Consider the following 19435-nt stretch of genomic DNA (forward strand, 5'->3'; position numbering starts at 1 on the left):
TGCGTGCGGCGCGCCGCGCGCAAGGACGGCGAAAGCTGCGGTCAGGCCAGGGCCGGTGAAAGCCCGGCGACGCGGGAGACGATGTCCGCGGCAAGGCGGATCGGGTCCTGGGAGGCGATGAAGGGCGTGCCGTCCGGTTTCCAGTCGAGCCCGCCGATCGAATAGCGCATGCGCTCCTTCTGCCAGGCCACATAGGCGCGGTGGTCGGCGAAGGCCTGGTCGATGGCCGCCACGGGATCCGCGTCCGGCGCCACCACATCGCCGAAGTGCCACATCGCGTAGTCCTCGCAGTCCTGCCACTGCGCTTCGTGCGCGTTGACGAAGAGGCACGGCCTCGGGCGGATCAGGAATTCGTAGACCTGGCTGCTGACATCGCCGAGATAGAGATCGGCGCTGCAGGTATATGTCATGTCGTTGCAGCGCGGCGAGCCGAGGTCGACGATCACTTGCCCCGGCACTGCCAGCGCTTCCCACTCGCGTCGGCGGTTTGCAGACCAGCGGGCCGCCATCCGCACATGGGGCGCGACCACGAGGTTGTAGCGCCCGTCACGCACCACCGCATCGATCAGTTTCGCAGCGAAGGCGTCGAAGGAATTCAGCTTCTTGGTGAAATGCGGGTTGTAGAGGATCGTCTTGCGGCCATTGTCGAACAGCGGCGCGGGATGGAGCCCGGCGCGCAGCATCGCCGCCAGCTTGATCGGCCCGGCGGCGGTGCAGTGTTGCGGCGTCACCAGCCCGGCAGCCAGCAACCGGTCGCGGTCCTTTTCGCCCGCCACGATCACATGGTCGAACAGTTCGAAGCGTTTTTCGAAGCCGACCGCCCGGTCGCCGGCGCCATGGGGAATGTGCACCAGCGGCGGGCACTGCTTCCAGAGGCGCGGCAGGATCGTGGAGGTGCGTTCCGCGCAGAGGATCAGTTCGGCATCGCGCAGCAGCGGCGACCAGTAGATCAGCCGCGCCATCTTTCGCGCGAAGCCGGGAACGAGTGCATTCAGCGGGGCAGGCAGGCGCATTTCCACCAGCGCCGGCAGGGGCAGGCCCATTCTCGCCGCGAGATCGCGCACGGCCTGCACGTCGGCGGCCTTGGGGACGAAGATGGTCACGCTGCCGGGATGGCGCCGTTCCAGTTCGCAAGCCACCGGTACGATATGCGGCAACTGGTGCGCGCCGCCGATCGCCAGTACATGGATCAGGCGCGGCGCGGCGCCCTTCAGGGTGGTGGCCGGAGGCGGGAGGACGACTTGCGATGCGGCTGCAACAGTTGCGTTCATGCTCGGCCTATGCCGCGCCAGTGTCTCGCCATGATTGCGGAAACATTTGGATTTGCCCATGTTGCATTCGGCTCGCCGCACTCGACGTGGGCGCGCGGGGCCGGTACGAGCACATGTTCCTGCGATCACGGGCCGACGATAACCGCATATGCAGATCCTGCTTGTCGAAGACGATGCCAGTCTGGCTGCCCATGTCGCGGCGGGTCTTCGCGAGGCCGGGCACATTGTCGAGCATCGGGCGGACGGGCGCGAAGGGCTGATCCAGGCCACTTGCGAGACCTACGACGTCATCGTTCTGGACCGGATGCTCCCCTCGCTGGACGGGCTCAAGCTGCTGGCGGCGCTGCGCGCGACGGAGAACGCCACGCCGGTCCTGATCGTCAGCGCCCTGGGCGATGTGGACGAGCGCGTGCGCGGCCTGCGCGCGGGCGGCGACGATTACATGGCCAAGCCTTTCGCGATGTCGGAACTGCTGGCGCGGGTGGAAAGCCTCGGTCGCCGCGGCGCCGCCGTCACCGAGCCGAGCGACTTCCTGCGGGTGGCCGACCTGGAGATCGATCTTGTTGCTCACGTAGTTTCCCGGGCCGGCCGGCGGATCAACCTGACCCTGCGCGAACTGCGGATTCTCGCCTATCTCGCGCGCAATGCGGGGCGGGTGGTGACCCGTTCGATGCTGCTGGAGAACGTGTGGGACTACAATTTCGATCCCCAGACCAACATCATCGACCAGCACATTTCCAAGCTGCGCCAGAAGATCGCGCAGGACGACGAGGCGCCGCTGATCCACACGATCCGCGGGCTTGGCTACGTCATGCGGCCGGAGTGACAAGGCCATGAAGCGCCTGCTGCGCAGCCTGTCGTTCCGGCTCGCGCTGACTTACGCGGTGCTGTTCAGCCTTTCCGTCGGGCTGATGATCGGCGCGGGCTACTGGTTCCGTGTGGAGCGGCCGATGGATCAGGTCAGTTCGGTGGTGGAGGCCGAGGCGAGCGAGATCGCCGCGATCTACCGCGCGCACGGGATCGCGGCGGCGCGGGCGGCGCTGGAGCGACGCTCGCACCGGGCGGATCAGCGTATCCCGTTCCATGCCCTGATCGCGCCGGACGGCGAAATCCTTGCCACCAACCTGCCAAGCTGGGCGCCGGTACCGAACCGGCACTTGTCCATCATCGAGGCCGACAGGTTCGTGGACGGTTTCGAGATCGACCACTCCGCGCTGGTGCGCGACCAGACGATGCCGGACGGCGGGCGCCTGATCGTGGGCCGCGATGTCGAGGATATCGTGGACGATGAAGACATGCTGCGCACCGGCGCGCTGTGGATGCTCTGCGGCACGCTGGCGTTGGGGCTTACCGGCGGCTGGCTGATGAGCCACACCATCGGCAAGCGGATCGACACGATCACGTCCACGGCCTTGCAGGTGATGGAAGGCGACCTTTCCGGCCGCGTGCCGGTGCGGGGCACGAACGACGACTTCGACCGGCTCTGCGTAACGCTGAACCTGATGCTTTCGCGGATCGAGAGCCTGTTCGACGCGGTCCGCCGCGTGTCAGACAACGCCGCGCACGAACTGCGCACCCCGCTGGCGCGTCTGGCGGGCAAGCTTGAAGTGTTGGAACACGATCTCGGCCACGACCCGGCAGCCCGCATCGCCATCGGCGAGGCCATCGTGGAGGCCAACCGGCTCCGCCAGATATTCGCCGCCCTGATCCGCATTTCCCGGCTTGAAGGCGGCCGGGCCACGGTGCGGCTCCAGCGCACCGATCTGGTGCAACTTCTGGAAGACGTGGTCGAATTCTACCAGCCGGAAGCCGAGCGGAGAGAGATCGAGCTGGAGCTTCTCGCGCGGCGCCCGCTGGTGGCCGATCTCGACCTCGACATGGTGTTTCAGGCGATCTCGAACCTGCTCGACAACGCGCTCAAGCACGCGCCTGACGGGGGAAGGGTGGAAGTCCGCGCAGTCCGGCGGGCGGATGAGGTGGTGCTGAGCGTGGCGGACGACGGCCCGGGCCTAGCCCCGGCCGACCGCGCGCGCGTGACCGAGCCGTTCTACCGTGCGGAAGGCTCGGCGGGCATTCCCGGCGAAGGGCTCGGCCTGAGCATGGTCGCCGCCATCGCCCAGGTCCACGGTGCCAGAATCGAATTTGCCGACGCGGCACCGGGCCTGCGGGTAACCTTGCGCTTCCCCGCACAAGCTTCGGCAAGCATGCCCATCCAGGCAGCCTCGGATTAAACACCTGCATAGCCCCCAACCAAGCCGTTCGACCGAGATTTTCGCAGGCTTGGGAGCGGACATTCAGATTATGACCGGACCTCGCCAGAGCAGACCCTTCGGCCAGTTGTAATGCTAGTGTCCATCGACCGAGGCCGAGCAGAGTGCTGTCGGATGGCTTCCGATGATAATAACACCATACAGGCCATTCTTTCGGCAGATTATTCTGAGACCTTGGTTCAAACTACCCTAGCCGGACAAGCACCGATGCCCATCGATCGATTGTCCCGATGACCGGGTGCGCCGCTTCGACAAGGGTTGTCAGTTCATAGCCCCTGCAGCCAGCAGGGGCTGTCAGCGCCCGCCGGCTTATGATTTCGGCTTCTTCGAGCTCGCGCAGCCTACGCGCCAGGATATTGGCTGAGACGGCGGGAATGGCCCCTCTTGTCCCGACGACAGCGCCGCCTCCACCTCTGCAATGCGGGCCTCGAGACCGGCGATCCACCGCCGCTGCTCTTCGAGTGGATCATAGGCAGCGGCGTGGTCGAGCACCTCGAGATAGCGCCAGAGGCTCGACCAAGTGCTGCGCAACCTTTCACTTATTGCCATGGAACATCTCTCGATAGACCGGACCTCGTCCTGAAGATGGCGCTGCTCATGCCAGGCGTTCCCGTGGCGCCGGGCCGTGCGCGGTGGCCTGCGTCGCCGACCGGTCATCGCCCGATGGCGGCGCGATGCGATACCAGAGTGCGTAGAGCGCGGGCAGGAACAACAGGGTAAGGACGGTTCCGCCCAAGGTGCCGCCAATCAGCGTCACCGCCATGGATCCCCAGAACACCGAACTGATGAGCGGCACGAACGCCAGCACGGCAGCCAGCGCTGTCAGGATGACGGGACGCGAGCGCTGGACCGTCGCCTCGACCACCGCATCAAAAGGAGACAGTCCGGCATGCTCGTTGTCGTGGATCTGGCCCATGAGGATCAGCGTGTTGCGCATCAGGATGCCCGCGAGCGCGATGAGCCCCAGGATTGCGTTGAACCCGAAGGGCTGGCCCGTCAGCAGCAGGATCGGCACCACCCCAACCAGACCGAGCGGCGCTGTCAGCAGGACGATCCACATTGCCGACAGGCTGCGCACCTGAAGGATGATCACGATCATCATCAGCACGATCATGATAGGGAAGATCGGCGCAAGCGCGGCATTGGCCTTGCCAGCCTCCTCGATCGAGCCCGCCATGTCGATATGATAGCCGACCGGCAGATCGTCGATGATCGGCTGCAGCTTCTTCGCCATCGCCGCCGATACGTCGGGCGGCTGAAGCCCATCGGCGATATCGCCGCGCACCGTGATGGTCGGTACCCGGTCGCGGCGCTGGAGGATCGGGTCCTCCATACGGACTTCCATCCGGCCAATCTGGCTGACCGGGATGCGCTGCCCGTCCGCGCCGGTGAGGGTGTAGTCGCCGATACGCGCCGGATCGAGCCGATCGGGCCCCTCAGAGCGCACTACGACATCGACAGTACGGATGTCTTCGCGAGCCTGACTCACGGTGACGCCGGTCAAGAGGAACTGAAGCTGTTGCGCTACGTCGCTGGAGGAGAGGCCAATCGCGCGCAGACGATCCTGGTCGAGCACGAAGTGCAGCGCGGGCGCCCGCTCACTCCAGTCACTGTTGACGGTGCGCATCATGGGATCGGCTTGAAGGACGTTCTGGACCTTGGCCGCGATGGAGCGGACCGTTGCGAGATCGGGTCCGTTGACACGGAAGGCGACAGGGAACGGCGAATAGGGACCAAACACGAGCTGCGTCGCGCGCACGCGTGCGGCAGGCGCGAGCCCATCTGCCGCAGCCCGGCGCAAGCGGACCTTGAGCGCATCACGCGATTCCTCATCCGGCGTGCGCACGATGATCTTGGCGAACGACGGATCGGGCAACTCAGGCGAAAGGGACATGAAGAAGCGCGGAGCGCCTTGTCCGACATAGGTTGTGACGACCTTGGCTTCCGGCTGCTTGCGCAGCCAGGCCTCGACCTCCTGGGCGGATTTCGCCGTCTGGGCGATCGCAGTGCCCTTTGGCATCTGCACCTCGACCAGCACTTCGGGCCGGTCGGAAGCGGGAAAGAACTGCTTCTTCACCAGCGGCATACCCGCGCCGGCAACAAGGAATGCGCCAAGGGTCGCCAGTGCGACCAGCTTCTTACGGCGCACCGCCCAACCTATGACCCGGCGCACCGCCCAACCTATGACCCGGCGCACCTTCTGGTAGCGCGGCGTCTCATAGATCGCGGAATGCCCGCCTTCGACCGGCTTGATATTGGGCAGCAGCTTCACGCCCATGTAAGGGGTGAAGATCACCGCCACGAACCAGGAGGCGATGAGGGCAAAGCCTACTACCCAGAAGATGTTTCCGGCATATTCCCCAGCCGTGGACTGGGCAAACCCAACCGGCATCAGACCGATGACCGTCAGCAGCGTGCCCGCCAGCATCGGTGCGGCCGTGTGGCTCCAGGCATAGGCCGAGGCCTTGATGCGGTCGTAACCTTCCTCCATCTTCACGACCATCATCTCGATGGCGATGATGGCGTCATCGACCAGAAGGCCAAGCGCGAGGATGAGCGCGCCCAGCGTGATGCGGTCGAGGACCCGGCCAGTTGCCCACATGATGACCAGCACCACCGCAAGCGTCAGCGGCACGGCGGCCGCGACGACGATGCCTACCCGCCAGCCGAGGCTGACGAGGCTGACGATCATCACGATCGCAAGCGCCTCCAGGAATGTATGCATGAACTGGTCGATGGCTTCGCTGATGTTCACGGCCTGATCGGTCACGGGCGTCAGGCTCATGCCCACCGGCAGCTCGGACGAGATCTTCTCGATCTCGGCCTTGAGCGACTTGCCAAGATCCAGGCCGTTCCAGCCCTCGCGCATGATGACACCAAGCAGAATGGCGGGTTCGCCCTCGCTGCGAACCAGGAATGTCGCCGGATCCTCATAGCCGCGCGTCACTTTGGCGATATCGGACAGGCGCAGTGTCCGCCCGTTGGCGACAATCGGCACATCACGGATCTTCGTCAGGTCGTCGAAGGCGCCATCCAGGCGCACCAGGGTTTGCTGACCCTTCGTTTCGATCGCGCCGGCAGGGGTGATCAGATTTTGGCTCGCAAGCGCCGTGAAGATATCGCGAGGGGATACACCCAGGGTCGCCAAACGCTCTTGGGCGAACTCGACATAGATGCGCTGGGGACGCTCGCCGACGATGTTGATCTTGTTGACGCCGGGAACGTGGAGCAATCGCTGGCGCAGGCTCTCCGCTTCGCGCGCGAGCAGCCGCTGCGGTTCGCCCTTTGCCTTCAACGCGTAAAGAGCGAACGTGACGTCACCATATTCGTCGTTGATGAAAGGTCCAACCACGCCCTGAGGCAGCTTCGCGGCTTCATCGCCCAGCTTCTTGCGGGCCTGGTAGAATTGCTCCGGCACCTCTTTCGGGGGCGTCTTGTCGATCAGTGTCAGCGTGGTGAAGGCAAGCCCGGGCCGCGTGAAGGTTTCACTGCGGTCGTAATAGCGCAGTTCCTGCAACCGCTTCTCGAGCGGCTCGGCGACCTGGTCCTGCATTTCCCGTGCGGTCGCGCCAGGCCAAGCGGTAACCACGGTCATGACCTTGATGGTGAAGCTGGGATCTTCCGCCCGGCCAAGGCTGAGGAAGGAGAAGATACCTGCACCGACGATGGCAATCAGGAAGAAGAGAGTGACGGATTTCTCGCGCACGGCGAGCGCGGAGAGGTTGAAACCCCCCTTTTCGGGCGCATGCTCGCTCATTGCGCGGCTCCCGGCACCAGCGCAGTGCGCACGGCCTGACCCTGGTGCAGCATGTGGGCTCCCATGGCAACGAAGCGTTCACCTGCCTTGAGGCCCGATGCGATCGTCGCAGTCTCCTCACCGACCGCCGCGATCCGCACAGGCCGCCACGCGAGCTTCGCGGGCGAGCCGGAGCGGATCACCCAGACACCGGGACCTTTGCCCTCGTCCCGAATTGCGCCGAGCGGCACCACGGTCAATGACGCATCTCCGGGCTGCGCCAGCGAAACAGTAACCGTCGATCCGAGCGGAGCGTCCGCCGGTGCGCCTTCGAGAACGTAGCGGGCTTCGAAGGTGCGCGTCGCCGGATCGGCAGCATCGGAAAGAAGACGCAGGCGCGCCGGCCCCGTCGCGCCGCCATAAGTGCGGGCACGGGCCGTCGAGCCGGTCGCCGGTCGGATCGTCTCTGGCAATTGCACCAGGGCTTCGCGTGGGCCGGACCGGGCCAGCCGGACAACAATCTGGCCTGCTGCCACCACCTGCCCAGGTTCCGCAAGCGTCTCGACGACCGTGCCGTCGGCATCGGCCATGAGGAGGCTGTAATTCGCTTCGTTGCGCGAAACCCGGGCCTGCGCTTCCGCCGCCGCGAGCTGAGCACGGGCCGAATCCGCTGCGGCCTTTGCCTGATCGTAAGTGGAAGCCGAGACCGCTCCCGCGCCGACGAGGTCGCGCAAACGCTTCTCGTCGGCTGCGGTCTGCACCGAGCGTGCACGCGCGGCCTGCACCGTTTCTTGCGATGCCCGCGTTGCAAGCGCGAGATCGGTCTGATCGATCCGCATAAGCGGCTGGCCGCGCCGTACGACCTGTCCGGCATTTACGAGGCGTTCGATCACTTTGCCGCCGACCCGGAAACCCAGATCGCTCTGCACACGGGCTGCGACGATACCGGTGAATTCGCGATTGATTCCGCCCTGCGACGCGGACGTCATCACCCTTACCAGGGGCGGCTCCGTACGCGGGTCGCCATCCGCCTTGCTGCATGCTGCGAGGGAAAGCGGGAGAGCAAGGACGCAAAGGCCTGCTCCTAGAAAACGACTCGACAAGGCTGGATCCTCCAAACTTTGGAGGAGCATTGTTGTCGTGTGACCATTATGTCAATAGGTCACTGGTCATTGTTACGGCGCGAGGCTGCGCAGAATGAGGCTCATCACTTCAGATGGAGCTTCGGGAAGCAGGTCGAGATTGCGCTCGAGATGGAGCGGATCGACAAAGGGCGTCATGGCATGGAAGATCGCCCGGCAAGTCTCGTCGAGCGGCGTCTTGCGCTCGAACTCGCCGCTTTCTCGGCCGCTCTTGATGATTTCGGCAAGCATGTGGTTGAGCGTCTGCTTGTATGCCAGGGACGAACCCCATTGCTCCGCGGCAGAATGGGCCGTGATGTCATAAATCTTGCGATCATGGAAAAAAAGGTCAACGCTTCGGGTTGTCAAGCTTTTGAACATGCGACGAAGACGATCTGTCGCGCTGTTGCCTTGATCGATCGCAGCGCGCGCCTCTGTTAAGATCTGCTCCAGTCGCGAACCGCAGATTGCTTCCCCGATCGCCTGCTTCGACTCGAAGAAGCGATAGATATAGGCTTTTGAGAATCCGATCTCCTTGGCGAGGTCGGCCACGGTAGTCTTGGCATAGCCATAGCGGGCAAAACATTCGTGCGCCGCCGCGATGATCTGGTCGCGCACGGCATGTTCTGCGGGCCCTCGGACCGGGGAGTCATTGGTGTAGGTGCTGCTGCTCATCGCTCAAGCATAATGACATAGGCCATGATTGACAACGAGTGACCATTATATATATCAGTCATATCTTGCCATTTGCGTCCTGAGGAAGCGATGCATCCCCTGAACTCAATTCTTTCCGCCGTAGGCGGCTCCGTCCTTCTTGCCGGCTGCGGAGTTGGGCCACGCTATGTAGCCCCGGTGTCGATACAGCCGGCCGCCTTTACGAGCGGACCTGCGGTCGAGGCGCGATCGTCCGCATCGGAATCCGCAGACTTGGTTGCATGGTGGCGCACGTTCGATGATCCGCTGCTTACAAGCCTTGTCGAACGGGGACTGGCGCAGAATCTTGATCTCCAGCAGGCGGCCGCACGCGTCGTCCAGGCGCGCGCGGCGCTTAAGGGTGCGGATGCCGCGCTGATGCCCTCGGGTCAGGTCAGCGGACAGGCCGGTGAGGTCTATCAGTCCCGTGACACGCCTATCGGACGGATCGGCAGTGCTTTTCCCCAGTTCGAGCGGTCGACCGAGACCTATGAGCTGAACCTCGGTGTCAGCTGGGAAATCGACCTGTTTGGAGGGCGCGACGCAGCTCGCGATGCGGCGCGCGCCGACTGGCAGGCGTCACAAGCCGGCGCGGTTGCCGCGCGCCTATCCGTCGCGGCGCAAATCGCCGATACCTATGTTGCCATCCGAATGTTGCAGGCGCGGCTCAATGTCGCGCGTTTGCAACTCGAAACCCAGCAGCGGCTGGTCGACCTTGTGGCGCTCCAATATCGCAAGGGTGTGGCTGCCGAATTGCAGTTGAGGCAAGCGGAAGGCGCTTTGGCGCAGGTCCGCGCCTCCGTCCCGGCTCTGCAAAACGAGCTCGACATGGCGATGAATGCACTCGACGTGTTGATCGGCGTTCAGCCCGGCACGACACGCCCCGAACTTGCAGCGTCGACGCCAGTCCCAGCACCGCCTGCGATCTCGACGGCCGGAGGGCCGGCCGCCTTGCTGCGCCGTCGCCCCGACATCATAGCTGCGGAGCGCACGCTTGCCGCGTCCAACGCGCGCATTGATGTGGCGGTATCGGAATATTATCCGAAATTCTCTCTGAGCGGCCTGTTGGGAACGGCGACCACGGCTGCAGGTGGCCTGTTTACCGGCAATGCCACGCAGGCCAATGGCGTGTTTGGCCTGCGCTGGCGGCTGTTTGATTTCGGGCGGGTCGACGCCGAGATAAAGGCCGCCAAGGGACGCAATGTCGAAGCGCTGGCGGCTTACCGCCTGACGGTTTTGCGCGCCTCGCAGGATGTCGAGGACGCATTCTCCACACTGCTGCAACAGGAAGCGCGCGCGACGGCCCTCGTCCAGGGCGAAGGTTCGCTGTCACGGGCGCGAGACGCTTCCATGGCCGCCTACAAGGGCGGAATGGCAAGCCTGATCGAGGTGCTGGATGCCGACCGTCGCCTGCTCGAAACCCGCGATGGCGCGATCCAGGCGCGCGCCGCAGCAACGCGAGGCGCGATTGCATCGTTTCGTGCCCTTGGCGGAGGATGGAGCGCCGCGGGTTGATCGCCACCGAAATTCGGCTCTTTAGACTGTCAGTCGCAGATTTTCCGATGAGCCGCTTGTGAAAGCAACCTGTGGCCCCCTCACGTTGAGGCGTAGTGAGGCAATTGCCAGGCAAGTGGGACGGCGGCGGCCATTTTCGGTGAAACCCTTCATTCATACCGCCCCTTCAGGATAACTTTTTTGGTCGGCGGCCGACGCCGCCTAAGCGTTAGCTATCTACACGACCAGGCCCAGTACCCGACGGTCGCCTATCGGCCAGTCGAAGGCATCCAAAATGGGAAAGCTGCCAGTCCGCACCTGAGAGCGTAAAATTGGGTGCTGAACGACCGGGCAGGGGCGAGCACGGAACGGCGAGCACGGCATCAAGCCTTTGAGAGTCGACAGGTCTGCCAGGCGCCCTTTCAGTCTGGCGAGTGCGTCTTGCTGGAAATGTGAGTGAGGCATAGATGCCCGACCATGAAACCGATCGCTCCTGCCCAAATCGACGACCAGGTCATCCGCTTTGCTCGCATCGCACTCAAGGGTGTGCCCGAGTGGATCGAGGTGGAGCCTCTAGAGGGAAGCATGCAAACCGAGTGCTTCGATAACGTCGATCGGGCGATCCGCGCTCATGGTGGCAAGGCGATCATGGGATGGATCATTTGGGAAAAGCCTGGCGTATGGCTGGAGGCAGAGCACCACGCGATATGGGAGCAACAGGACGGCACCCGGCGCGACGTTACCCCTACGGTTGGTGGAGAACCGCGCATCGTGTTCGTGCCGGATGACAAGGCAATTCGCACCCATCCTCGGTTTGGGCTACCGACCCGCTACGTCTCGATCTCCAAAGACCTGGTGGCGGTCAATGCGATTAAGAAGGCGCAAAAGATGATGGAGGTTCGCGCCGAGATTCTCGCCGCCGGGGGTATCAGCCCAAAGCTGATGCCGAAGGCGCAATTGGCGCATGAGCGTTTCATCAAAGCGCTGGAAGCGATCGACGCAAAACTCGCAGCGCAGGCCAAGGTCGAAAATGACGACACGCCGGAGTGATGGTGTGCCTTCCGTTGTATGCGGCGCGGGCGGCAGCAATCGAGAAAGCGGAACATCCTGACTTGAGGTTGGAAAATTGATGGCTGAACCACGATAAAGGGTCCGCTGTGATGGGCAAGGTCTGGGACAACTCTTCCGTTCCGCGGAGAGTCCAGCGGCTGGTTCATTACCATAAGCCGTCACTCAACGGTCGGCTCGCTGGGCGCGAATTGCGACCGGAACTGGGCCGCTAGTTACCTGTCCGCTTCCGAGACGGCGGCCACCGGTCGTCACCGCAACCGGAAGGCAAACGGTCGACGTTCAGCGTCTCGACCTTGGAAAACGCTGCGGCCATGAAATCCATGAACACCGTGGCGCGACGCGGAAGAAGGCGGTTGGCGACGTAGAGGATGTGTATGGGAACGGGGGTGGCCTCATATCCGGTGAGGATCCGCTTGAGGCGACCGCTCCTGAGGCCGTCCTCGAACAGCCAATGCGGCCCAAGGGCGACGCCCAGGCCGGCCAGGGCGGCCTCGCGCGCGGCTTGTGGGGCGCTCACGCGAAGTCGGCCGGACACCGTAACTTCCAAGTCGGCGAAGCGCCAGGTCGCGCCCGTCGACAGCAGGGAATAGACGATGCAGTCATGGTTGATCAGGTCGCCCGGCGTTTCGGGCGTGCCGCGCGCGTCGAGATAATCCGTCGCCGCCACGCAAATGCGCGTGAAAAGGCCGACACGCCGTGCGCGCAAGGCGCTGTCGCTGAGGTGTCCGATCCGCAGGGCCAGCTCGACGCCGTCGTCGATGAGGTTCACGAAACGATCGGAAATCTGCAGGTCGAGATCGAGACCCGGATAGGTCCGCAGAAACTCAGGGACTTGGGGCATCAGAAACGCGTGAGCAAAGGCCGTTGGGCAAGCGACGCGGAGCAGACCAGAGGGACTGGCCTCGCTCTTCAGCGCAGACTCGGCTTCGTTCACGGCGTCGAGGATGCGGCGAGCTTCGACATAGTAGCGTTCGCCTTCGGGCGTCAGGTGCAGTTTGCGGGTGGATCGTTGCAAGAGCCGCTGCCGAAGATGCGTCTCCAGGGCCGCCACATTGCGGCTCACGTTCGGCTGGCTCAGCCCGAGGTCGCGCGCGGCGGACGAAAAACCGCCGGTCTCGACCGTCCTGACGAAACACTCCATGGAAAGTAGACGGTCCATCTCGTCCGATCATGCGCAAACAGTATGAATTATATGCGGAACGACTGACTTATCATATATCGCGCATGAATGCATCTTGAGATCACCGAGCCGAACCCAATCGCCTCGCTGTTTCTCAAGGAGCATCCGATGTCTCGCCTTTCCGGCAAACGCACTCTCATCACTGGCGGCACGAGCGGGATCGGCCTCGCCACCGCCAAGAGCTTCCTCGCCGAGGGCGCGCGCGTCATCATCACGGGCGTAAACCGCGACAGCCTGGCCAACGCCCGGGCCGAGTTCGGCTCGGACGTCACTGTGCTCGCCGCCGATTCCTCCAGCGTCGAAGCGCAGCGCGAGCTGGCCGCCGCCATCGCCGCCGAATATGGCCAACTCGACGTCGCCTTCATCAACGCCGGCGTGTCGGTCTGGCAGCCCATCGAGGCGTGGACCGAAGAGGCCTACGACCGATCCTTCGCGATCAACGTCAAGGGTCCCTACTTCCTGATCCAGTCGCTGCTGCCGGTCTTCGCCAATCCCGCGTCCGTGGTCCTGAACACGTCGATCAACGCCCATATCGGCATGACGAACTCTTCGGTCTACGCCGCGACCAAGGCCGCGTTCCTGAGCTTCTCGAAGACGCTCTCGACCGAGCTGATCGGCCGGGGCGTGCGCTTCAACGCCGTCAGCCCCGGCCCTGTCGAAACCCCGCTCTACGACAAGCTGGGGATTCCGGACGCCTATCGCGAGCAGGCGACCCAGGCGATCGCAGCCAGCATCCCGCTCAGCCGCTTCGGCACGCCCGAGGAAGTGGCCAAGGCGGTGCTTTACCTCGCCTCCGATGAATCCGCCTGGACTCTGGGCGCCGAGATCATCGTCGACGGCGGGCGCACCTTGAACGGCTGAACACCGAACCCAAGAGCGCCTTGATCCTGATCGAATATGTCAATGACTGGCTTTCGCCGACAGGCGGAATCTATCCCTCGTTCGAGGACCGTGAGCAGGTTGACGTCGCGATCGCCAATTCGAAGGCCGCGCTCACTGAGGCCCGCCGTCGCGGCATGCATGTGATCCGCGCCTCGCTGAAGTTCGAGCCCGAGTTCAAGGTGCTGGGCGAGGGCAAATATGGGCTGCGCAAGATGATGCGCGATTATGGATCGTTCCTGGGCGAGCAGGCAGCCTTCTTCCCAGGCTTCGAGCCCGCGGAGGGCGAATTCGTCGTCCGCGAGCGCGGCTGCGGGAGCGGCGTCTTCGTCGGCACCACGCTCGACAACTATCTGCGCAATAATCGCATTTTCGACATCTATCTCGCTGGCTACTCGCTGCGGCAGTGCGTCGAATCCTCGATGCGCAACGCCCACGACCTCGGTTACAACACCAACGTCATCTACGACGCTTCAGCCGGCTACAGCCGCAAGCAGCAGGATGACTTTGTGGCCGAGATCGCGCCTTTCTATGCCAACGCCATCACCACGCGAGAATTCGTGGCGCAGTAATTGGCCGTGGCGGCCGGCTTGATCTGCCTCGAGCCGGGCCGCCCCTTCTCTCTACAGGAAGTCGCCATGACGAACTCAAGTCTGACGCTGATCAGTCATCCGCTCTGCCCGTTCGTGCAACGGGTCGCCATCGTACTGCAAGAAAAGAACATTCCCTTCGAGCAGATTCAGATCGATCTCAACAACAAGCCCAACTGGCTTCTCGCCATCTCCCCCGCCGGCAAGGTGCCGCTGCTCAAAGTCGAGCGCGACCAGGACCGGCCGGTCGTACTGTTTGAGAGCATGGCCATCTGCGAATACCTGGAGGAGGTCTATTCCGATCACCCCGTTCATCCAACCGATCCCTTGACGCGCGCGCAACACCGCGCCTGGATCGAGTTCTCGTCTGCGATGCTGATGGACGCTTGGGGATATCTGAACGCCGTCGATGAGGCCGTCGCCAAGAACAAAGCCGCTGATTTCAGGAAGAAGCTGGAGCGCTTCGAGGCAGTTCTGTCGGACTGACCCTATTTCGCCGGCGCTGGCTTCAGCATGGTCGATGCGGTAACCGCCCCAGTATTTCGCTACTTCGACATCCTGGGAGACGGTGTCCCTCACGACATTTTCGGCAGCCTGAGCCGTGTCGCATCATGGCGACGCGCCGTGAAAGAGCGTCCTAGCGTCCGCGACGCAGTAATGGCGGGCTATCGCGCGCGCTTCCGCACCCATCTGAAAGACCACGGCGCGTTCCTGACTTCGACCTAGGCCGCCGCCCAGTTCTGCGGAGCATCGACAATGGCGCCGTCCGCATCGCAACAGACGCCCCATGGAAACGCGCCAGCGTGGACCTTTGCGCGAAGAGCGCGGCTATCGCTCTGCCGCTTCAAGAGCATTCGTCGCTACCCTTGATCGAGCTTGGCGCGCATCGCCTAAATGGGTCTCATGGCGCCTGTCAGCCGCGCGCGGCATAAGTGGGAACGCGGACGGAAGGCCCAAAAAAATGGCCGGTTTTAGTGAAGTCGGTCATTCCGCCGGTGAAGCTGGAACGTCTGTATCGGTAGGTGCCTCAAGGCGCTCCTGCTATTCAGGCCCAAAGCGTTCTTCAGACGGCCACTTTGACGATCGGATCGTGGAGATGCCTGCAACTCTGCCCACCGCCACCGCGCTCCATGTCTGGAATGCTGAAGAGCGGTCGGCGCGAAGCGCGCCGTGAAACCCAACAGAATATGGGAAATCCATTTTACCTCAATCAGGGTCGCAAGTATGTCCGGCCGAGCTGATCTATCACTTTTATCATATGTTCCCGGAGCGCGGGCGGCCCAATCACTTCGACATCGGTTCCAAATCGTAGAAGCTCGGAGCAGGCATGCGAGATAGAGCCGACTGGAAGCGTGGCAACCCGAAAACCTGCGTCATCCTCATCGCCGAGTACCATCTCCAACTGCGCATACGGGGACAGGAACGCCGGCAGCATCTTGATGCCTGCCGGTGTCAGCCGGACGACGGCCGAGGCGGAATGAAGCTCTTCCTCCAGCCTTGCCGTGCTCTCTCGCCAGTAATCGGCAAGATCGAAAGCCGCAGGCCGTTCGAAATGCTCGTCGAGCAATGCCAGTTCGCAAATTCGGCTGATACGATAAGTGCGAACGCTCGCCCCGACTGATCCGATCAAATACCAGGCGCCCGCTTTCAAGACGAGACCAAGTGGCGCTACCTGTCGGCGCCGCTCGGATTTCCAGCTCCGGTAGCGGATGTCGATAAGCCGATCGTGCCACACTGCCTCAAATACGGTCCGCAGGTGCTCGGGCGTTTCGCCTCTATCGAGCCACCCCGGCGCATCGAGATGAAACCGCGTCCGCGTACGATCCGCTGACGACCGCATCGACTCCGGTAGCGCCGTCGACAGCTTGAGTTGTGCGGTCACCAGCGTTGCACCTAGTCCGAGAGCGTCGGCTGCCCCGGGAAGTCCCGACAGGAACATGGCCTCCGCCTCCCGATCCGACACGCCGTTCAGGCGCGTGCGATACCCTTCAAGCAACCGATACCCGCCTTCCGAACCACGATCGGCGTAAATCGGTACACCTGCCGAACTGAGTGCATCCACGTCGCGGTAGATCGTCCGGACCGATACTTCGCACTCTTCGGCAAGTGCGGAGGCCGACACCCGGCGCCGTGCCTGAAGGGTCATAAGGATCTTAAGCAGCCGGGTCGCCCGCATCGTTTAAAACTATCCGCATACCTGACAGAAGATGTCAGCTTGGCGGTTCGATAACGGCTTGTCGACACCGATCAGGAAACCCGCCATGAACCCAATCGAGCCAATTACCCTATTTCACGCGCCACAATCGCGCTCCGCCGGCGTTCTAACGCTTCTGGAGGAGCTCGGCGCGGCCTATAAGCTGGCCATTTTGAACATCAAAGCAGGCGAGCAACGAAAACCTGATTTCCTCGCGGTCAACCCGCTCGGCAAGGTGCCTGCGATCCTGCATCGCGGGGTGCTCGTAACGGAGCAAGTTGCGATCTTTATCTACCTTGCCGATCTGTTCCCGAATGCGAAGCTGGCTCCAGCCATCGACGATAGTCGCCGAGGCTCCTACCTCCGGTGGCTCGTCTACTATGCTGCGTGCCTTGAACCTGCAGTGACCGACAAGGCACTAGGCCGCGAGCCCGGGCCCTCAGCAATGTCACCCTATGGCGACTACGATCATGTCGTAAACACGCTGGAAGAACAGTTGCGGAGCGGGCCGTATCTGCTTGGGGACGATTTCAGCGCTGCGGACATATTGTGGGGCGGCGCATTGAACTGGATGATCGCGTTCAAGCTGATACCCGGCAACGACACTTTCCGTTCCTATGCTGCGCGGATTGCCGGCCGCCCTGCGGCGATCAAGATTGCGCGTCAAGATGAGGCACTCGCCGCCACTCATCAGCGGGCTGTCGATGCAAGCAGGGCAAATGACCTGCCGTAGTTCATTGCTACCTTTGGGTACCGAGGCCGAAGCCGCCAACCGGCGACGTCTCGGCTACCCTCTCCATTCCCGCAATGAGGGGACGTCCTCTCATGATCGCGTCTCGCACCGAGGGAAGCGCCAAGGAAGCCGCGTGCAGGTCCTTCGATTCCCAAACCTCAGTGATCCAGATGATGTCCGAATTCGTCGGATCAGCGGCGACGACGTAGCTTAAACAGCCGGGCATTCCGGCAACGCCGGCTATCAGAATCGCCGAAAGGGCGTCCCACTCCCCGCGGCGTGCAGTCATCTTGCTGATCAATCCGTACATGGCGTCCCCTTTTTCTGCTGCGGCAGCTGGTCCAACTGCCGAGAATGCCACCATGCCCGTGAGTACGGTGCGTCGCTCAATGTCCATTTCTCCACCATAACGAAAGGTTACGCGAGAGGAAGGAACATCAGCAGCTGTAGCTACCTGCGGGACTACTGATCCGCAGCTATCCGCGTCAACCGCAGATAACTGCCGGGCGGAAGCGTCCCTAGGTCCCGCCACTGCTCCTGTCCGATCCCGACATTCGCACCTCTAATGAACGACCTAGTTTGGTCGGTACTGCTATTACCGCGAGCTGCTCGCCGAGACCATCGCGCACGCCAATGGCTCGCTCCAATCAAACCCTGCCCGAACGATCGCCTCATCCTCAAGCAGTGGACCGTATCGCCGGCGCAGGCGACTTCGTACGTCCTCATGGCCGCTTGCAGTCATGGCGGCGAAAACCTGAACATGCTGATCGCACACCAGGGCGCTGATCGTGAAGGTTTAAAGTTCCGGATCATTAAAACACCCAACGTCCGAAGCCTTTTGGCTCGGGGTTTTTCAATCTTGGATGGTTTGCTTTCCTGCGTTGGAAACCGCAAAACTGCGTAGGCCCGAGGTCCCAATGTCAGTCTTTCCGGCCGTTGCTCACCATCCAATGAACGAATGGCGGGTTTCAGCGATACCGGACCTTCCGCACTTGGCGATCAGGATTTGCACCCTGAGTGGCCGCAAAGGGTCGATTGACCCTCGACCTTTTCATCAGGACCAGCGATATCGCCTTATGGCGTCTGATCGTAAAACCGTCGAATTCCTTGTTGAGCAGATGGCAGGCGGGGGCACCGTTACAGCCAAGGCGATGTTTGGCGAATTCGGCATTTATTGTGATGGGAAAATGGTCGCATTGGTCTGCGACGACCACCTATTCGTAAAGTCCACGGTTGGAGGGCGGGCATTCGCTGCCGGCGCGGAAGAAGCACCTCCGTATCCCGGTGCAAAGCCCTGTCTCCTGATCGACGCGGAACAGTGGGATGACAGTGAGTGGCTTGCCGAGATCGTTCGTATCACATTCCAGGAATTGCCTGCTCCCAAGGTCAGAGCCAAGCGCAAATCCGCTTGATTCAACGCCTGGCAGAAGCCGGTGTTCGTTAAACGACTGTCGCTTTGTGTCCGGTCCGGACGTACGCACCACACTTGGTGAACGGCAATATCTGGTTGACACCTGCCGGATTGCGGACCGTCGGCACCTGCCGCGCTGCAAACGGGTGCTGAGCGTCTCATAAGGGGCGAGTGCGTCAGCAAGGAGCAATGATAGCTGACATTTTCAACTCAGGCGCTCGGTCCCTTCGCCTCCTCAGCCCTGTTCCCTATCACTCGAACCACGGGCATGGATCGCGCATGGGGTAGGCAGAACAGGACCGACAGTTTCATCGGGCCTGAGATGTTCTAATTTGGTCCCGGGGCGATGGTCGCGGAATGTGGCGGCCAGGGTACGCAGGGCCTCACGCGATTTCATGTCGGTCAGCGTGGAGAACATCACGATCTCGGTGGACGGCAGCGGCGGCAGGCCGAAGCGTTGACTGACTTCCATCGTTCCCGAAGGTGCCAGCCGGCAGGAGAAGGCGGAAATGGCAAGTCCGGCATAGACTGCTGCCGTCACCATCGCCGAGGTTCCGCCTAGAAACACTTCCGTCCACGATATGCAGGCGGCGGAGCCATGCCCGGCGGCCCGAAACTGTCGTTGAACCCGCCACCCGACTTTGTCCCTGATGGGGGCGATACATGGGGCGGGGGCTTCGCTGCCCGGCAGCTGTCAAACTTGCTGATGGCCGGGTCGGACATGAGCTGACATTTCAAGCACCGAATCGGGCATCGTATGTTAATCGGAAGCTACCTGACCGGACCGTCCGC

16 protein-coding genes and 2 pseudogenes are annotated in these 19435 nt (G+C 62.7%); 9 read left to right on the forward strand and 9 right to left on the reverse strand.

What is annotated here, in order from left to right:
* Positions 1 to 41: 41 nt before the first annotated feature.
* The gene (locus ACXJ16_RS25590; RefSeq protein WP_185999340.1) at positions 42 to 1271 is read right to left on the reverse strand and encodes a CDP-glycerol glycerophosphotransferase family protein; all 1230 of its coding nucleotides are present in this window, start codon (positions 1269 to 1271) and stop codon (positions 42 to 44) included.
* 148 nt (positions 1272 to 1419) lie between these two features.
* Here ACXJ16_RS25590 and ACXJ16_RS25595 point away from each other — a divergent pair, with 148 nt between their 5' ends.
* Together ACXJ16_RS25595 and ACXJ16_RS25600 are read left to right on the forward strand one after the other, a co-directional pair.
* Complete coding sequence (locus tag ACXJ16_RS25595; protein ID WP_463922528.1) at positions 1420 to 2097, forward strand: response regulator transcription factor; 678 nt, start codon at positions 1420 to 1422, stop codon at positions 2095 to 2097.
* Between the two features lie 7 nt (positions 2098 to 2104).
* The gene (locus tag ACXJ16_RS25600; protein WP_054437328.1) at positions 2105 to 3502 is read left to right on the forward strand and encodes a sensor histidine kinase; all 1398 of its coding nucleotides are present in this window, start codon (positions 2105 to 2107) and stop codon (positions 3500 to 3502) included.
* Positions 3503 to 3725: 223 nt separating this feature from the next.
* Here the strand turns inward: ACXJ16_RS25600 and ACXJ16_RS25605 are convergent, their stop codons facing one another.
* The 4 genes from ACXJ16_RS25605 to ACXJ16_RS25620 all read right to left on the reverse strand — a co-directional run bounded on the left by ACXJ16_RS25605 (position 3726) and on the right by ACXJ16_RS25620 (position 9073).
* A complete protein-coding gene (locus ACXJ16_RS25605; protein WP_463922530.1) occupies positions 3726 to 3986 on the reverse strand; it encodes a winged helix-turn-helix transcriptional regulator in 261 nt (86 codons plus the stop codon).
* Between the two features lie 150 nt (positions 3987 to 4136).
* Positions 4137 to 7298 carry an efflux RND transporter permease subunit gene (locus ACXJ16_RS25610; protein WP_463922531.1) on the reverse strand — a complete coding sequence of 1054 codons (3162 nt, stop codon included), beginning with the start codon at positions 7296 to 7298 and terminating at the stop codon, positions 4137 to 4139.
* Positions 7295 to 8380, reverse strand: coding sequence for an efflux RND transporter periplasmic adaptor subunit (locus tag ACXJ16_RS25615; RefSeq protein WP_463922532.1), 1086 nt, complete (start codon positions 8378 to 8380; stop codon positions 7295 to 7297). Before ACXJ16_RS25615 ends, ACXJ16_RS25610 begins: the two co-directional genes overlap by 4 nt.
* A gap of 72 nt (positions 8381 to 8452) precedes the next feature.
* Positions 8453 to 9073 carry a TetR/AcrR family transcriptional regulator gene (locus ACXJ16_RS25620; RefSeq protein ID WP_054437324.1) on the reverse strand — a complete coding sequence of 207 codons (621 nt, stop codon included), beginning with the start codon at positions 9071 to 9073 and terminating at the stop codon, positions 8453 to 8455.
* A gap of 90 nt (positions 9074 to 9163) precedes the next feature.
* Between ACXJ16_RS25620 and ACXJ16_RS25625 the strand changes: the two genes are divergently transcribed.
* The gene (locus tag ACXJ16_RS25625; RefSeq protein ID WP_463922533.1) at positions 9164 to 10606 is read left to right on the forward strand and encodes an efflux transporter outer membrane subunit; all 1443 of its coding nucleotides are present in this window, start codon (positions 9164 to 9166) and stop codon (positions 10604 to 10606) included.
* A 456-nt stretch (positions 10607 to 11062) separates the two neighbouring features.
* Entirely contained in the window at positions 11063 to 11635 is a 573-nt protein-coding gene (locus tag ACXJ16_RS25630; RefSeq protein ID WP_054437320.1) for a hypothetical protein, read from the forward strand.
* 229 nt (positions 11636 to 11864) lie between these two features.
* Here the strand turns inward: ACXJ16_RS25630 and ACXJ16_RS25635 are convergent, their stop codons facing one another.
* Entirely contained in the window at positions 11865 to 12815 is a 951-nt protein-coding gene (locus ACXJ16_RS25635; protein ID WP_463922534.1) for a LysR family transcriptional regulator, read from the reverse strand.
* 129 nt (positions 12816 to 12944) lie between these two features.
* Here ACXJ16_RS25635 and ACXJ16_RS25640 point away from each other — a divergent pair, with 129 nt between their 5' ends.
* The 3 genes and pseudogenes from ACXJ16_RS25640 to ACXJ16_RS25650 all read left to right on the forward strand — a co-directional run bounded on the left by ACXJ16_RS25640 (position 12945) and on the right by ACXJ16_RS25650 (position 15031).
* Complete coding sequence (locus ACXJ16_RS25640; RefSeq protein ID WP_463923318.1) at positions 12945 to 13697, forward strand: SDR family oxidoreductase; 753 nt, start codon at positions 12945 to 12947, stop codon at positions 13695 to 13697.
* Between the two features lie 20 nt (positions 13698 to 13717).
* Positions 13718 to 14287, forward strand: a complete 570-nt coding sequence (locus ACXJ16_RS25645) for a cysteine hydrolase family protein (protein ID WP_463922536.1) — start codon at positions 13718 to 13720, stop codon at positions 14285 to 14287.
* Between the two features lie 66 nt (positions 14288 to 14353).
* A pseudogene (locus ACXJ16_RS25650) lies at positions 14354 to 15031 on the forward strand (glutathione S-transferase family protein).
* Between the two features lie 484 nt (positions 15032 to 15515).
* Here ACXJ16_RS25650 and ACXJ16_RS25655 read toward each other — a convergent pair.
* Entirely contained in the window at positions 15516 to 16481 is a 966-nt protein-coding gene (locus ACXJ16_RS25655; RefSeq protein WP_463922537.1) for a helix-turn-helix transcriptional regulator, read from the reverse strand.
* Positions 16482 to 16566: 85 nt separating this feature from the next.
* Between ACXJ16_RS25655 and ACXJ16_RS25660 the strand changes: the two genes are divergently transcribed.
* The gene (locus tag ACXJ16_RS25660) at positions 16567 to 17232 is read left to right on the forward strand and encodes a glutathione S-transferase family protein (RefSeq protein ID WP_054437405.1); all 666 of its coding nucleotides are present in this window, start codon (positions 16567 to 16569) and stop codon (positions 17230 to 17232) included.
* 7 nt (positions 17233 to 17239) lie between these two features.
* Here the strand turns inward: ACXJ16_RS25660 and ACXJ16_RS25665 are convergent, their stop codons facing one another.
* The gene (locus ACXJ16_RS25665) at positions 17240 to 17629 is read right to left on the reverse strand and encodes a putative quinol monooxygenase (RefSeq protein WP_197283008.1); all 390 of its coding nucleotides are present in this window, start codon (positions 17627 to 17629) and stop codon (positions 17240 to 17242) included.
* 679 nt (positions 17630 to 18308) lie between these two features.
* Here ACXJ16_RS25665 and ACXJ16_RS25670 point away from each other — a divergent pair.
* On the forward strand, positions 18309 to 18644 hold the full coding sequence (locus ACXJ16_RS25670; RefSeq protein ID WP_324699283.1) for a TfoX/Sxy family protein: 336 nt from the start codon (positions 18309 to 18311) through the stop codon (positions 18642 to 18644).
* A gap of 339 nt (positions 18645 to 18983) precedes the next feature.
* Here ACXJ16_RS25670 and ACXJ16_RS25675 read toward each other — a convergent pair.
* Positions 18984 to 19235 (reverse strand): annotated as a pseudogene (locus ACXJ16_RS25675) (LysR family transcriptional regulator); the annotation flags it as partial.
* Between the last annotated feature and the right edge of the window lie 200 nt (positions 19236 to 19435).

The organism is Novosphingobium sp. TK71 (assembly GCF_055361505.1).

Bases quoted from the DNA above. Each gene is read 5' to 3' on its own strand.
- ACXJ16_RS25665 (WP_197283008.1), bottom strand. From the start codon at position 17,629: ATGGACATTGAGCGACGCACCGTACTCACGGGCATGGTGGCATTCTCG.
- ACXJ16_RS25620 (WP_054437324.1), bottom strand. From the start codon at position 9,073: ATGAGCAGCAGCACCTACACCAATGACTCCCCGGTCCGAGGGCCCGCA.
- ACXJ16_RS25610 (WP_463922531.1), bottom strand. From the start codon at position 7,298: ATGAGCGAGCATGCGCCCGAAAAGGGGGGTTTCAACCTCTCCGCGCTC.
- ACXJ16_RS25625 (WP_463922533.1), top strand. From the start codon at position 9,164: ATGCATCCCCTGAACTCAATTCTTTCCGCCGTAGGCGGCTCCGTCCTT.
- ACXJ16_RS25635 (WP_463922534.1), bottom strand. From the start codon at position 12,815: ATGGACCGTCTACTTTCCATGGAGTGTTTCGTCAGGACGGTCGAGACC.
- ACXJ16_RS25660 (WP_054437405.1), top strand. From the start codon at position 16,567: ATGAACCCAATCGAGCCAATTACCCTATTTCACGCGCCACAATCGCGC.
- ACXJ16_RS25595 (WP_463922528.1), top strand. From the start codon at position 1,420: ATGCAGATCCTGCTTGTCGAAGACGATGCCAGTCTGGCTGCCCATGTC.
- ACXJ16_RS25630 (WP_054437320.1), top strand. From the start codon at position 11,063: ATGAAACCGATCGCTCCTGCCCAAATCGACGACCAGGTCATCCGCTTT.
- ACXJ16_RS25590 (WP_185999340.1), bottom strand. From the start codon at position 1,271: ATGAACGCAACTGTTGCAGCCGCATCGCAAGTCGTCCTCCCGCCTCCG.
- ACXJ16_RS25600 (WP_054437328.1), top strand. From the start codon at position 2,105: ATGAAGCGCCTGCTGCGCAGCCTGTCGTTCCGGCTCGCGCTGACTTAC.
- ACXJ16_RS25655 (WP_463922537.1), bottom strand. From the start codon at position 16,481: ATGCGGGCGACCCGGCTGCTTAAGATCCTTATGACCCTTCAGGCACGG.
- ACXJ16_RS25640 (WP_463923318.1), top strand. From the start codon at position 12,945: ATGTCTCGCCTTTCCGGCAAACGCACTCTCATCACTGGCGGCACGAGC.
- ACXJ16_RS25670 (WP_324699283.1), top strand. From the start codon at position 18,309: ATGGCGTCTGATCGTAAAACCGTCGAATTCCTTGTTGAGCAGATGGCA.